The organism is Plantactinospora sp. WMMB782 (assembly GCF_049179135.1).
GTDB lineage: Bacteria > Actinomycetota > Actinomycetes > Mycobacteriales > Micromonosporaceae > Plantactinospora.
On record NZ_JBMHMC010000007.1, the window covers coordinates 4822928 to 4836467 of the forward strand.

The 13540-nt window shown below is 74.4% G+C and carries 8 protein-coding genes and 3 pseudogenes; 4 read left to right on the forward strand and 7 right to left on the reverse strand.

Features of this window, described 5'->3' with window-relative positions:
• Positions 1-16: 16 nt before the first annotated feature.
• The 3 genes from ACN28A_RS23860 to ACN28A_RS23870 all read right to left on the reverse strand — a co-directional run bounded on the left by ACN28A_RS23860 (position 17) and on the right by ACN28A_RS23870 (position 2964).
• Positions 17-1558 carry an arabinofuranosidase catalytic domain-containing protein gene (locus ACN28A_RS23860; protein ID WP_421398215.1) on the reverse strand — a complete coding sequence of 514 codons (1542 nt, stop codon included), beginning with the start codon at positions 1556-1558 and terminating at the stop codon, positions 17-19.
• A 287-nt stretch (positions 1559-1845) separates the two neighbouring features.
• The gene (locus ACN28A_RS23865; RefSeq protein ID WP_421398218.1) at positions 1846-2091 is read right to left on the reverse strand and encodes a CPCC family cysteine-rich protein; all 246 of its coding nucleotides are present in this window, start codon (positions 2089-2091) and stop codon (positions 1846-1848) included.
• A gap of 96 nt (positions 2092-2187) precedes the next feature.
• Positions 2188-2964 carry an SAM hydrolase/SAM-dependent halogenase family protein gene (locus ACN28A_RS23870; protein ID WP_421398220.1) on the reverse strand — a complete coding sequence of 259 codons (777 nt, stop codon included), beginning with the start codon at positions 2962-2964 and terminating at the stop codon, positions 2188-2190.
• A 59-nt stretch (positions 2965-3023) separates the two neighbouring features.
• Here ACN28A_RS23870 and ACN28A_RS23875 point away from each other — a divergent pair, with 59 nt between their 5' ends.
• Positions 3024-3962: an LLM class F420-dependent oxidoreductase gene (locus tag ACN28A_RS23875; protein WP_421398222.1), complete on the forward strand. Its 939-nt coding sequence runs from the start codon at positions 3024-3026 to the stop codon at positions 3960-3962.
• 63 nt (positions 3963-4025) lie between these two features.
• Here the strand turns inward: ACN28A_RS23875 and ACN28A_RS23880 are convergent, their stop codons facing one another.
• Positions 4026-5249, reverse strand: a complete 1224-nt coding sequence (locus ACN28A_RS23880) for a PEP/pyruvate-binding domain-containing protein (RefSeq protein WP_421398224.1) — start codon at positions 5247-5249, stop codon at positions 4026-4028.
• 202 nt (positions 5250-5451) lie between these two features.
• Here ACN28A_RS23880 and ACN28A_RS23885 point away from each other — a divergent pair, with 202 nt between their 5' ends.
• A complete protein-coding gene (locus ACN28A_RS23885) occupies positions 5452-6096 on the forward strand; it encodes a transcriptional regulator (RefSeq protein WP_421398226.1) in 645 nt (214 codons plus the stop codon).
• A 9-nt stretch (positions 6097-6105) separates the two neighbouring features.
• Positions 6106-6708 carry a histidine phosphatase family protein gene (locus ACN28A_RS23890; protein WP_421398228.1) on the forward strand — a complete coding sequence of 201 codons (603 nt, stop codon included), beginning with the start codon at positions 6106-6108 and terminating at the stop codon, positions 6706-6708.
• A 16-nt stretch (positions 6709-6724) separates the two neighbouring features.
• On the opposite strand, the gene ACN28A_RS23895 is transcribed toward ACN28A_RS23890, so the two are convergent.
• The 3 genes and pseudogenes from ACN28A_RS23895 to ACN28A_RS23905 all read right to left on the reverse strand — a co-directional run.
• Entirely contained in the window at positions 6725-7660 is a 936-nt protein-coding gene (locus ACN28A_RS23895) for a siderophore-interacting protein (protein ID WP_421398230.1), read from the reverse strand.
• A gap of 146 nt (positions 7661-7806) precedes the next feature.
• Positions 7807-8106: pseudogene (locus tag ACN28A_RS23900) on the reverse strand (hypothetical protein); the annotation flags it as partial.
• A 159-nt stretch (positions 8107-8265) separates the two neighbouring features.
• Positions 8266-12684, reverse strand: a pseudogene (locus ACN28A_RS23905) (ATP-dependent helicase); the annotation flags it as partial.
• Positions 12685-12866: 182 nt separating this feature from the next.
• On the opposite strand from ACN28A_RS23905, the pseudogene ACN28A_RS23910 reads away from it, so the two are divergent.
• A pseudogene (locus ACN28A_RS23910) lies at positions 12867-13202 on the forward strand (hypothetical protein); the annotation flags it as partial.
• Between the last annotated feature and the right edge of the window lie 338 nt (positions 13203-13540).

Sequence of the window (13540 nt, forward strand, 5' to 3'; positions counted from 1 at the left end):
GTGGTAGCGGGACCGCCTAGCGGTAGTTGGCGGCGATGATGTTGGCGTGCACGGCGTTCTCGGTGGCGTCGGAGGGGTAGCCGGCGACCATCGCACCCTCGTAGAAGGTGCCGGCGCTGAGGTTGGCCCCGCCGTCGGGCTTGCAGCAGTCGCCGCCGCTGCCCAGGATGATCGCGCCCTGCTTCTTCATCGGGCTGTATCCCGGCGGCAGCGCCCCGTCGTAGAGCGTGTAGAGGCTGCCGGACTGGGCGTTGCTGCCCTTGATGGCGAAGCGGGTGGTGCCGTTGTTCTTCAGGGTGGCGGTGACGAACCTGTGCGGGAAGGCCCGCTGGTTCGGGTTCCAGGACTGGCTGCCGCCGGGGAAGAGGCCCCACTCCAGGTCCGCCTGGACCCACGGCCCCGTCCCGGAGCAGCCGCCGAACCAGCACTGGGTACTGAAGTTGATCGCGTCCATCGCCCCGGCCGCGTCGGCCTTGCGGGTCGTCTCGCTGTTGCCGTAGTCGAAGCAGCAGCCGTTGTTGACGTGCGTGCCGCTTGTCACCATGTACATGCCCTCGGGTGCGGCACCGGTCGGCACGCCGGTGAGGTGACCGTCGCGCCAGTAGCTGTTGCCCGGATTGATGTACAGCGAGTACGCCTTGCTGCCGCCGATGCTCAACGACTCGGAGGTGGCGATCGCGGGCCGGCTCTGCGGCGAGCCCGGGACGACGCTGGAGCCCTGGTACCACAGGTCGTTGCCCCGGCCGGACTGGTCGTAGACCACGGTGATCACACACTGTGTGCCGGCGCAGAACGAGTCCTGCGTCGCCGCGTCGGCCGTGCCGCCGGTGGCCAGCAGGCCGATGTCCCGGGTGCTGTTGTCCGACGAGCGCCGCACCTGGTAGAGGTTCCCCCGGTAGCCGGCGTACAGCGCCCGAGTCGTGCTGTGCGCCGCCACGCACGGCGTGCCGCCGGCCGCGTAGATGTCACACGGCAGGGAGCCGGCCGGCGGCGGGGTCACCGTCGGCGTGGGGGTCGGCGGCGTCGACGGTGAACTCCACTGCTGGTTGGCACCGCCGTGGCAGGACCAGAGGATGAGCTTGGTGCCATTGCCGGTGGCGGCGCCGTTGGCGTCCAGGCAGAGTCCGGACTGGGCGCTGGTGATCGTGCCGTTGGTGTTGACGTTCCACTGCTGGTTGGCGTTGCCGTGGCAGTCCCAGATGATCACCTGGGTGCCGTTGCCGGTGCCGCCGCCGCTGGCGTCCAGGCACTTGTTGCCGTACACCGTCAACTGCTTGTCGGTGCTGTAGGTCCAGGTCTGGTTGGTGGCGCCGGTGCAGTCCCAGAGCTGTGTCTGGGTGCCGTTGGTGGTGCTGGCGTTCGGCACCTCCATGCACCGGCCGGACGCGACACCGGTGATCGGTGCACTCTGGCCCGGAACGATGGCCGCGGCCGGGGACGGGCCCGGCGCCGCGACGGCGACGTGTACCTGGGTGGCCAGGACGGAGCCACCGACCATGCTGAGCGCTAGCGCGCCGATCGCCGCCAGCCGTCCGCGGCGGAGGTTCAAGACGTTCATGCTGGTTCCTCGTGTGGTAGGAGCCCGGCGAGCACCGCGCCGAAATCATAGAACAACTTGAACGTAATTGGTATGACGTCTTATCGAAGGTGCGCGGAGCTGTGCCAGCGGCACCGGGGGCCGGGAAGAGTTGATCTGCCGCGATCAGGGGAGCCGCAGCGGCCCTCGGGCGGTCCCGAGCGGCACACCGCTGCCGGGGCACCGCGCCCGAAACATCCGATGACCTTGCCCATCGGGTGGACGGCGAGGTGGACGCCAGCGGCCCGCCTGGCGCCGTCCACCCAGGATCAGGGCAACTCCTCGGGACGGGCCGGACGGACGGCGTCCTGGTAACGCGGGTGGCTCGCGCCGTAGATGGCGTAGTTGAGCCGGGCGTCGGACAGGCTCAGGTCACCGTTGGGGCCGCCCCGGGCGATGCCGGCATTCTGGTCGGTGGAACCGTCGTCGGTCCAGAAGCAGACCGGGCAGGTGCCTCCGCCGGTCCGGTGCGCGCAGCACGGGCAGGCGGCGACATCGATCGAGTGTTTCCCCACGCGGGTAAGCATTTCACAGCGCCCCGGCACGGGCACAGTAGACGGTTCTGCCATCCTCCGCCGCCCCGCCGGGCCGGGAGCGCCGGGCCGGGGCGGTCACTCCAGCCGGAGTACGTCGCCCGGGGTGACGCCGAGCAGGGCGTCGGCCCGGCCGCCGTTGACCGCGACCGCCAGCCGGTCGGCCGAGTCGGCGAACACGACGAGGTCACCGGTCGGGGCGTCGCCGAAGGTACCGCCCCGGACCGCCCGCCGTGCGCCGATCCGGACCACCGGACCGAGCCGCCGCAGCGCGGAGCCGGGGGCGGCAAGCTGCACGTTGCCGAAGTGGTCGACAGTCAGCACCTCGGCCTCCAGCCAGCCGGCACCCTCGACGAACACCGGCTCGGGCAGCCGCACCAGGGTCGCCGGGTCGATCACCGGACCGGCCTCGGTAAGTGCGGCGCCGAGCGCGAACCGGGCGGCGGCCGGGGCGAAGACGTCCCGGCCGTGGAAGGTGCGGGACGGGTCGGGGAACCACTCCGGGCTGGTCAGTTCCACCGCCCCGGTGACACCACCGAGCACCGACGCGGCCGGTGGCAACAGGCCGTTGTCCGGCCCGACCAGGACACCGCCGGGCGTACCCAGCGCGACACCGCGCCGGGCGGTCCCGACGCCCGGGTCGACCACCCCGACGTGTACGGCCGGCGGCAGGTGTCCGACCGTCTGGGCCAGCACCGCCGCGCCCCGGGCGACGTTGCCGGGCGGCACCAGGTGAGTCACGTCGATCATCCGGACGGCCGGCGCCATCCGGGCGACGACGCCGTGACAGGCCGCCACGAACCCGTCGGAGAGGCCGTAGTCGGTGGTCAGGCTGAGCCATGCGTATCCGGACACAGCCGGAAGGTTAGCCGGGCGGCCGGCCCGTCCCGAGCCGAGCCTGGCAAGGTGACGGTATGCGCTTGTGTATCTTCACCGAACCCCAGCAGGGTGCCGGTTACCGGGATCTGCTCCGGATCGCCCGGCACACCGAGGAGTGCGGGTTCGACGGCTTCTTCCGCTCCGACCACTACCTGACGATGGGCGGCAGCGGGCTGCCCGGTCCGACCGACGCCTGGCTCACCCTCGCCGCCCTGGCAGTGCAGACCACCCGGATCCGGCTCGGCACGCTCGTCACCTCGGCGACGTTCCGGCTGCCGGGACCGCTGGCGATAAGCGTCGCGCAGGTGGACGAGATGAGCGGCGGCCGGGTCGAACTCGGCCTCGGCACCGGATGGTTCGAGGAGGAACACCTGGCGTACGGCATCCCGTTCCCGCCGCTCAGCGAGCGGTTCGACCGGCTCACCGAGCAGTTGCAGGTGGTCACCGGGCTGTGGCGTACCCCGGTCGGCGAGACCTTCGACCACCAGGGCACGTACTACCGGCTCGCCGACTCGCCCGCCCTGCCGAAGCCGGTCCAGGCGGCGGGCGTACCGGTGATCGTCGGTGGCAAGGGGGTTCGGCGTACCCCGATGCTGGCCGCCCGGTTCGCCGACGAGTTCAACGTGCCGTTCAGCTCGGCCGACGAGGTGGCCCGCAGCTACGCGGCGGTGGCCGGGGCCGCCGAGCGGACCGGTCGGGCGGACTCCGGGCGGGACCCGCTGGTGCTCTCCGCCGCACTGGCGGTGATCTGCGGGCGGTCGGACGCCGAGGTGCGCCGCCGGGCCGAGGCGATCGGTCGCGACCCGGTCGAGATGCGCGGCTCGTACGGCGTCGCCGGCACGCCGGAACAGGTCGTCGAACAGATCCAGGCGTACGCCCGGCACGGCGCCAGCCGGATCTTCCTCCAGGTGCTGGACATCGCCGACCTGGACCACCTGGACCTGATCGCCGCCGAGGTGGCACCGCGGCTCTGACCCGCCCGCCACGATCTCGCGACCGTTCCCGGCAGGGGACGCCGGCAACGGCGTTCACGCCGATCAGACCGACGTGACCCGGCCGGTGCTGCCGTCGACCTCGACTGTCGCACCGTCCGGCAGGGCGGCCATCGCCCCGGGTACCGACAGCACGGCCGGCAGGCGCTGCTCGCGCGCCACGATGGCGGCGTGCGAGAGTACGCCTCCGGTCTCGGTGACCACTGCGGCGACCACGCCGAACAGCGGTGTCCAGGCCGGATCGGTCGTCCGGCACACGAGTACGTCGCCCGGGCGTACCCGGGCGAAGTCGCCGGGCCCGTCGACCACCCGGGCCGGCCCCACCGCGACCCCCGGGCTGCCGGGCGTACCGGTCAGGGCGCCGTTTCCCGCCCGGAAGAGGTCGTGCCGCGGTCGTCCAGGGTGTGCTGCCGGCGCGGCCGGCGGCGCGGCCGTGACGGGGCGGGCCTGCAGGAGCCAGATCCGACCGTCGGTGATCGCCCACTCGACGTCCTGCGGCCCACCGAGCAGTTCCGCCGTGTCGCGGCCGAGTGCCACCAGCCGGGCGACCTGCTCGTCCGTCAGGCAGAAGCGTTCCCGGTCGGCGAGCGGCACCGCACGGGCGACGACCCGGCCCTGCACCCGGTCGAGCCGGTTCTCCTTGCCGCCGAGTGCCCGGTGGAGCACGGTGTCGCCGTGCACCGTCCAGGAGTCCGGGGTGACCCGCCCGCCGACCACGCTCTCGCCCAGCCCCCACGACGCCTCGATCCGGACCTCCGACCCGGTGAACAGAACTCCCGCGACGTCGGCGTCCACCAGGCGCTGCACCAGCACGGCGATCGTCGGCGGCCGGTCCGGCCCGTGCGTGGCCTGCCAGCGCCGGTATCCGACGGCACGCTCGGACCACAGCGAGGCCCAGCACCCGCGTACCGCGCCGGCCACCCGTTCGGTCCCGCTGACGCCGAGGAACGTGTCGTGCTGTCCCGCCGCCGTGGCGTCGGCGGTGTCCTCACCGGCAGCCGAGGAACGCACCGCGACGGACCGGTGGTGGAGCCGGGCGAGGGCGTGGGAGATCGCCTCGACAAGCGCGGGGGCGAGCGGCAACTTCCCGATCCGCCGCCGCGCGGTGCCGGGCCCGCCGAGGTCCAGGCCGGCGACCGCCGCTTCGTAGACGGCTGTCGGCACCACGAATCCCGGTGGTACCGGCAGTCCCGCCCCGAGGAGCCGGCCGAGGACGGCGGCCTTGCCGCCCGACGTCGCGGGTTCGGCGTCAGCCAGGTCGATGAGCACCAGGTCTCCCTGCCGGTTCTCCCTGCCGGTTCTCCCTGCCGGACCGGTGACCCGACCGGACACCGCAGACTCTAGCGGTCGACCACCCCGACCTGGGATCGGCGACGCTGCCGTCGCCGTCGGGTCTCGCCGTCGGTCCCGTGACCGGTCTCCCCGACGAGGCTGTTGGCGTTCCGCCCTCTCGGCGGGGATGCTCGCTGTCATGACGCACGCCTCCACACCGGAACTGCTCGTCCTGCACACCGTCCGGGTGACCGGACTGGCCGAGGACGCGGCCGTCGCCCGGCGCACCGGTGTCGACCCGGAGACGGTTTCGGAACTCCTGAAGGACTACGAGGCGTACGGCTGGGTGACCCACGCCGAGTTCGCCGGTACCGGCGGATGGACGCTCACCGAGCGGGGCCGCCAGGAGGACTCCGCAAGGCTCTCCGGAGAGCTGGACCGGGCCGGTGCCCGGACCGTCGTGCGGCGGGCGCACCAGGAGTTCGAGTCGCTCAACGGGCGCCTGGTGAAGGCGTGCACCGACTGGCAGCTGCGGCCCAGCCACGGCGACCGGCTGGCGGCCAACGACCACGGCGATCCGGCCTGGGACGCCCGGGTGCTCGACGAACTCGCCACGCTCGCCCGGGAACTGGCCCGGGTCGTCGGTGACCTGTCGGCGGTGCTGGCCCGGTTCGGCGGCTACGACGAGAGGTTCGCCCTGGCCCTGGCCCGGGCCCGGGCGGGAGAGCCGGGGTGGGTGGCCGGGGTCGGCGTCGCATCGTGTCACGCGGTCTGGATGGAACTGCACGAGGACCTGCTCTCGACGCTCGGCATCGCCCGCGGCGCGGAACAGGGAACCCGGTAGGTCGCCGCGGTGCCGACCCGACACCTCTACCTGGCCCGGCACGGCGCCGCGGACGCGTTCGGGGAGCTCAAGGGGTCCGGACGTCGCCAGGCGGCCCTGTTGGGCGAACGACTCGCCGGCCTGCCGATCGACAACATCTGGCACTCCCCGCTGCCACGGGCCGCGGCCAGCGCCCACGAGCTTGCCCGGTACCTGCCCGGTGTCCCGGTCGCCGAGGCCGCCGAACTCGTCGACCACGTGCCGTACGTGCCGGGCGTGGCCGAGATGCCCCGGTCCTGGGCCGGCTTCTTCGACGGCTACGACGAGGCCGAGGCGGCGGCGGGCAGCCGCGTGGCAGCGGCGTTGGTCGACCGGTTCGCGCGGGTGCCCGAGCCGGGCCGACCCGACAGCTACGAGGTCCTGGTCACGCACGCGTACCCGATCGCCTGGCTGGTACGCGATGCCCTGCAGGCCCCGCCGATCCGATGGCTCAGTCTGGACAGCGCCAACACGGGACTCACGATGATCGAGTACCGCACCGGCCTGGCACCCACCCTGGTGATGTTCAACGACATGAGCCACCTGCCGACCGACCTGCGCTGGACCGGGGTCCGAGCGGACGCCCGGCCGTGAGCGCCGCGTGGGGTGGTCAGGCAGCGTCGTCCGCCCTGCCGAGTCGCCAGTAGCCCATGAAGGCGACCGACTCGCGGTCCAGGCCGCGCTCGGCGACCAGATGCCGGCGCAACGCCCGGATCACGGCCGACTCGCCGGCCAGCCAGGCGTAGTGCCCGCCGCCGGAGAGGCCGACCGGTACCTCCCACAGTTCGTCGTCCGCGGCGTCGTCCGGCCCGTCGATCTGGGTCGGCCGGTCCGCCGGGAGGAGCCGCTCGGCGGCGGCGCGGACCGCCGGGACCAGCAGGCTGCCGTGCGCCGCGCCCGCCCGGGGCAGCCAGGTGACGGCCAGCAGGGGTGGGGCCGGCAGATCGAGTACGTCGGCCGGCTCCGGCACCTCCAGCAGTACCTCGCCGCGGCTGTCGACCGGCAGTCGTTCGACGATCGCGGCGATCGCCGGTACTGCCGTCTCGTCCCCGGCCAGCAGCAGCGTGCGGTCGGCCAGTGCGGGTTGGAACTCCCGGCCGCCGTGGTCGCCGAGGTAGCCGTGGTCCGGTCCCATGATCATGAGCTGGTCGCCGGGTGCGGCGGTCACGGCCCAGCGGGCCGCCGGGCCGTGCGCGCCGTACGGGCCGCCGTCGGGGTGCAGCACGATGTCGACGTCGACCTCGCGGACCTCCCGGCGTACCGCCCGGGTGGTGTACGTGCGGAACGGGTTGCGCAACTCGGTGGGGAGGGACCGCCAGTGCGGGTACCAGTCGGGACCGGTCGGCAGGTGTCGGAAGCCGTGCGCCGCAAGCGGAAAGACGAGCTTGATCCGCTGGTCGTAGCCGGGGTCGGCGAAGGTGTCGAGGTCGTCGCCGGTGAAGGTCACCCGCAGGAAGGACGGGCTCAGCCGGTGCAGCCGGACGACCTCGGCCGGAAAGAGCCGCCACGGGGCGACGAGCGACGGTGCGGTGGACAACTCGGTCATCGGCCAACCTCTCGGTACGCGTCGCCGCAGGTACGACGAGTGCGGCGCTTCGTTAGGTTAGCCTAACCTCGCGGTAAAGTCAGCGGGGGACCGGATCTTCGTCCCGCCGACGCCCCGGCTCCCTCAGCGGCTCAGCCGCCAGTGGCTCAGCCGCGTAGCCGCAGCCCGCGTGGTGTGGTCCGGAAGCCGGCCGCGGTGAGTGCGTCACGCAGCGGCGAGGCGTGCACCGAGGTGCCGTCGGCGCGTTCCACCGCCAGGGCACCGAGCGCGCCGGAGGCGACCGCGGCGGCCAGCGCCGAGGCGGCGGCGGCCAGCGCCCCGGCGTCGTCGCTGAACGAGAGCAGTGTCCGGCCGCCCCGCTCGACGTAGAGCACCAGTGCGCCGTCCACCAGCACCACCAGGGCACCCGCCTTCCGCCCGGCCCGGTGTCCGGTCGCGGTACCGCCGGCGCCGGAACCCGCCCGCGCGCCGGTAACGCCGGAACCCGCCCGCGCGCCGGTAACGCCGGCGGTGGTTGGGCCACCTGTCGCGGCCGTACCGCCGACGGTGGCCGGGCTGCCCGCCGGAGGCGTACCGCCGGTCGTGCCGGTGTCGACTCCGACGGTCCCGTCGCCGGAGTCGACCACCCGGGACGGCCAGGGCAGGGCGGCGCCGTACGGGTTCGCCGGATCCGTGGCGGCCAGCACCCGGGCCGCACCGCCCGGGCGGCGCAACTCGGTTGGCTCGGCGAGCGCCCGCAGCCGGTCCACCGCACCGGGAACCGCGAACTGCGCCGCACCCAGCCCCTCCACGAAGTAGCCCCGGCGGGCCGCCCCGCGTTCCTCCAGCGCGGCCAGCACCGGATAGACCGCGGCGAAACCGCCGGCCACCCCCTCGGCGACGACCGCTCCCCGGGTGACCACCCCGTGCCGTTCCAGCAGTACGTCGGCGAGCGCTGCCGCCCGGCGGGTCGGGTCGGTGTCGCGTACCGGAAGTCGGGACCAGCGGCCGGCGACCGTCGGCGGTCCACCTCGGGCCGGCAGCGCCTGGCGACCCGGCCGCCGGTAGCGGGTCCGGGGCGCTGCGCTCCGCGGCCGGTGCGCACCACCGCCGCCGACCACGGCCCGCAGCGGGGCGAGGGTGTCGTTGCTGAGCCAGCCGGCCCAGACCAGGTCCCAGAGGACACCGACGAGCGTCGCGTCCTCGACCGGCCCGCCGGCCGAGCCGGTGCCCGGCCCGCCGACCGAGCCGGTGATCCGCTCGTCGGTGGCGACCCGCTCGGCCAGCGACCGGAAGAACAGCGCCTGCCCGCCGTCGAGGGCCGCCAGCACCGCCTCGTGCAGCGGGGTCAGCGCCAGCGCCTCGTCCGGCGGCGGCAGCAGCAGGGCGGCACTGTCGGCGTACGCCAGGGTGATCCAGCCGTCGCCCCGGCCGATCGCACCGGAGCCCGCCCAGACCACCTCGCCGCTGGCGCAGAGTTCGTCGAGGTATCCGGGGGAGTAGTCGGCGACCCGGGCGGGCAGCACCAGGCTCTCCAGCGCGGACGCCGGCACCGCGACACCCTGCAACTGCTCCACCACGGCGGCCACCGCCTCGACGCCCCGGGCCGCCGCGCCGACCTGCTGCCAGCGGGGCAGGAAGGTGGCCAGCGCCTGACCCGGTACCGGTTCGATCTCCCGGCGCAGTGCGGCCAGGGAGCGGCGGCGCAGCAGCCGCAGCACCTCCGCGTCGCACCACTCCGGACCGGCCCCGGTCGGCGAGAACTCGCCGGAGACCACCCGGCCGGCGGCGCCGAGCCGGCGCAGCGTCTGCTCCACCACGAAGACCCCGAGGCCGAACCGGGCGGCGCAGGTGGTCGCGGCGAACGGGCCGTGGGTCCGGGCGTAGCGGGCGACGAGGTCACCGAGCGGGTCGGCCACCGGTTCGAGGTACGCCTGCGCGACGCCGACCGGCAGGGCAACCCCGAGAGCGTCGCGGTACCGGCCGGCGTCCTCGACGCCGATCCAGCGCTCCCGCCCGGCGACCCGGATCCGGAGGATCCGTCGGCTCTCCGCCAGCCCGGTCAACCAGTCCGGCTCGACGCCGCGCCCGGCGAGTTCGTCGTCGGTCAGGTCGCCGAGCAGCCGGAGCAGCTCGACGGTGTCCTCGGCGTCCCGGGGCCGGCGCTGCTCGGTCAGCCAGCGCAGCTGCCGCTCGGTCTCGACCACCACCGCCGGATCGAGCAGCTCCCGCAGGTCCACCCGGCCCAGCAGCTCACCGAGCAGGGCCGAGTCCAGCGCCAGCGCGGCGGCCCGCCGCTCGGCAAGCGGGGCGTCGCCCTCGTAGAGGAACGCGCCGACATAGCCGAAGAGCAGCGAGCGGGCGAACGGCGACGGCCGGGGCGTCTCCACCTCGACCAGCCGCACCTTCCGGGTGACCACCTCGCGCATCAGCGCCACCAGGCCGGGCAGGTCGAAGACGTCCTGGAGGCACTCCCGGGCCGCCTCCAGGGTGATCGGGAAGTCGGCGTACTCCCGGGCGACGTCGAGCAGCTGGGCGGCCCGCTGGCGTTGCTGCCAGAGCGGCTGGCGGCGGCGCGGGTCGCGGCGGGGCAGCAGCAGGGCGCGGGCGGCACACTCGCGGAACCTGGCGGCGAACAGGGCGGAGGTGCCGACCGACTCCTCGACGACGGCGGCGATCTCGTCGGGATCGAAGACGACCAGGTCGGCGCCGGGCGGGTCGTCGGCGGTGTCCGGCAACCGGACGACGATGCCGTCGTCGGAGGGGACGACCTGGGCGTCGACGCCGTACCGCTCGGTGAGCCGGCGGGCGACGGCGAGCGCCCACGGGCCGTTGACCCGGGCGCCGAGCACGCAGTGCACGGCCAGTCGCCAGTCGCCCAGCTCGTCGCGGAACCGCTCGACGAGCACCGTCCGGTCGTCCGGCACCGAGCGGGTGGCGTCCTGCTGCTCGCGCAGGTACGCCACCAGGTTGCCGGCGGCCCAGTCGTCCAGCCCACCGGAGCGCAGCGCGGCACGGGCCGCCTCGTCGTCGGCCCGGACCAGGCCACGCAGCCGGCTGCCGAGCGCCCGACCCAGCTCCACCGGGCGGCCGAGCTGGTCGCCCTTCCAGAACGGCATCCGGGCCGCCTGGCCCGGCGCGGGGGAGACCAGCACCCGGTCCGGGGTGATGTCCTCGATCCGCCAGGACGACGAGCCGAGCAGGAAGACGTCGCCGACCCGGGACTCGTAGACCATCTCCTCGTCCAGCTCGCCCACCCGGGCGGCCCTACGACTACTCCGGCTCGGCGCGTCTGACGCCGCGCCGCGACCCGGAGTAGTCGCGGCTCCGGCCAGGAAGACACCGAAGAGTCCCCGGTCGGGGATGGTCCCGCCACTCGTCACCGCCAGCCGCTGCGCGCCCGGCCGGCCGGTGAGCAGATCGGCGGCCCGGTCCCAGACCAGCCGGGGACGCAGCTCGGCGAAGGCGGTCGACGGATAGCGCCCGGAGAGCATGTCGAGTACGGCGTGCAGGGCCGAGTCGGGCAGCTCGGCGAAGGGGGCGGTGCGGCGTACCAGCGCGGCCAGGTCGGCGACCCGCCACGGGTCGAGGGCGACCATCGCCACGATCTGCTGGGCGAGCACGTCCAGCGGGTTACGCGGATAGTGCAGTTCCTCGATGGCGCCGTCGGTCATCCGCTCCGCCACCACCGCGCAGGAGAGCAGGTCGCCCCGGTGCTTGGGGAAGACCACCCCCCGGGAGACCGCGCCGACCTGGTGTCCGGCCCGGCCGATCCGTTGCAGCCCGGCGGCGACGCTCGGCGGTGCCTCGATCTGCACCACCAGGTCGACGGCGCCCATGTCGATGCCGAGTTCGAGGCTGGAGGTGGCGACCACCGCCGGCAGCTGGCCGGACTTGAGCGCCTCCTCGATGTGCCGGCGTTCCTCCCGGGAGACGCTGCCGTGGTGCGCCCGCGCGATCACCGGTGCCGCCCCGGCCGCCGCCCCGGACTGCGCCATGATCTCCGCCGGCAGCCGGGGCGGCACCGCCGGTGCGCCGTTCCGGCCGGCGGCGGGTGCGTCGCTCGGGCCGGCAGCGGGTGCGTTGCCCGGGCCGGCGGCGGGTGCGCCGCCCGGGTCGGGGGCCAGCTCGGCCTCGTCGGCGGCCAGCTCGTTGAGCCTGGCACAGAGCCGCTCCGCGCCGCGCCGGGAGTTGGTGAAGACGATCGTGGACCGGTGCGACCGGACCAGGTGGTAGACCCGCTCCTCCACCGCCGGCCAGATCGACGCCCGGCGCGGGGTGCCGAACTCGTCGTCCGGCGCCTCCTGCTCGTCCAGCCGGGTCATGTCCTCGACCGGCACCTGCACGCTGACCTCGATGGTCTTCGCGGTCTCCGGTTGCACCACGGTCACCGGCCGGGTGCCGCCGAGGAACCGGGCGGTGGCGTCGATCGGGCGGACCGTGGCGGAGAGCCCGATCCGCTGGGCGGGGGCGGGCAGCAGCGCGTCCAGCCGCTCCAGGGAGAGCGCCAGGTGGGCGCCGCGCTTTGTCCCGGCGACCGCGTGCACCTCGTCCACGATCACCGTCCGCACGCCGCGCAGCGAGTCCCGGGCGGCGGAGGTGAGCAGCAGGAACAGCGACTCCGGCGTGGTGATCAGGATGTCCGGCGGGGTGCGCGCGAACGCCCGCCGCTCGTCGGCCGGGGTGTCCCCGGTCCGCATCCCGACGGTGATCTCGGGCGGCGGCAGGCCCAGCCGGGCCGCCGCGTGCCTGATGCCGGTGAGCGGAGCGCGTAGGTTGCGTTCGACGTCGACGGCGAGCGCCTTCAGCGGGCTGACGTAGAGCACCCGGCAACGCTGCCGGGGGTCGGCCGCGGCCGGCTCGCGGGTCAACCGGTCCAGTGACCAGAGGAACGCCGCGAGGGTCTTGCCGGAGCCGGTCGGCGCGACCACCAAGGCGCTGTGGCCGGCGCCGACGGCACGCCACGCCCCGGCCTGGGCCTCGGTGGGTGCGGCGAACGCGGCGCCGAACCACTCCCGGGTCGCCGCGCCGAACGCCGCCAGCACATCGCTCACCGGCCTATCGTGCCCGGTCGGTCCGACAGGTTCACCGGAACGGTTGTCCGCATGCCCGGTTGATCGTTGTTTTCGGCTGAGATGCGGGCTAAGTCTCACTTAACTGCTTGCGAATGATGTGCAACTTACAGTAACTTCTCGGAAACCCAAGCTCGGCGCCAGAGGGGGTCCGGATGACAGGCGTTCCGCGCGACGCCCCCGCCACCACGGACGTGCTGACCCGTCGGGTCGAGACCTATCTGACCGTTGCGCGGGCCGGCCTGCGCGGCGACGACCTCGAACTCGCCGAACGGCTCGCCGACTGCCTCCGCCAGCTGGTCGCCGCCACCGCCACGGCAAGCGCGGCGGACCGGGCCCGGGTCCGGGCCGCGGTGCACGCCCTGGTGCTGCGCCGGGCGGCGCGCGGCCGGGTGCTGCCCAAGCGGTCCCTCGGCGCCGCCCAGCAGGTGATCAACCAGATCGTCCGGCAACTCGGCCGTCCCGACCTGGTGGTGCCGTCCACACCGGACGCCTCCGAGGACACCGCCGCCGGTTCCCGCCTCGACCGCCGCGCGGCCGCGACCCGTCTCGACGGCAGCCCGGCGCCCGCCGTCGACTCCCCGTGCACCGTCGGCTGACTCCGGCCCGGTAGCCCTCGCCAAACCGGCGGCCCCTCCTCCGGCGGCTTCCGGACGGCGGGCCTCCGGTCGGCCAGCTCTCGGCCAGGGGAGCCCGCCCCAGGGGAGCCCGCCCCAGGGGAGCCCGCGCCAGGGGAGCCCGCGCCAGACGAGCCCGCGCCGGGGGAGCCCGCAGCGGGGGAAGCCCGTCGCCAGGGAAGCCCGTCGCCAGGGGAGCCCGTCGCCAGGGG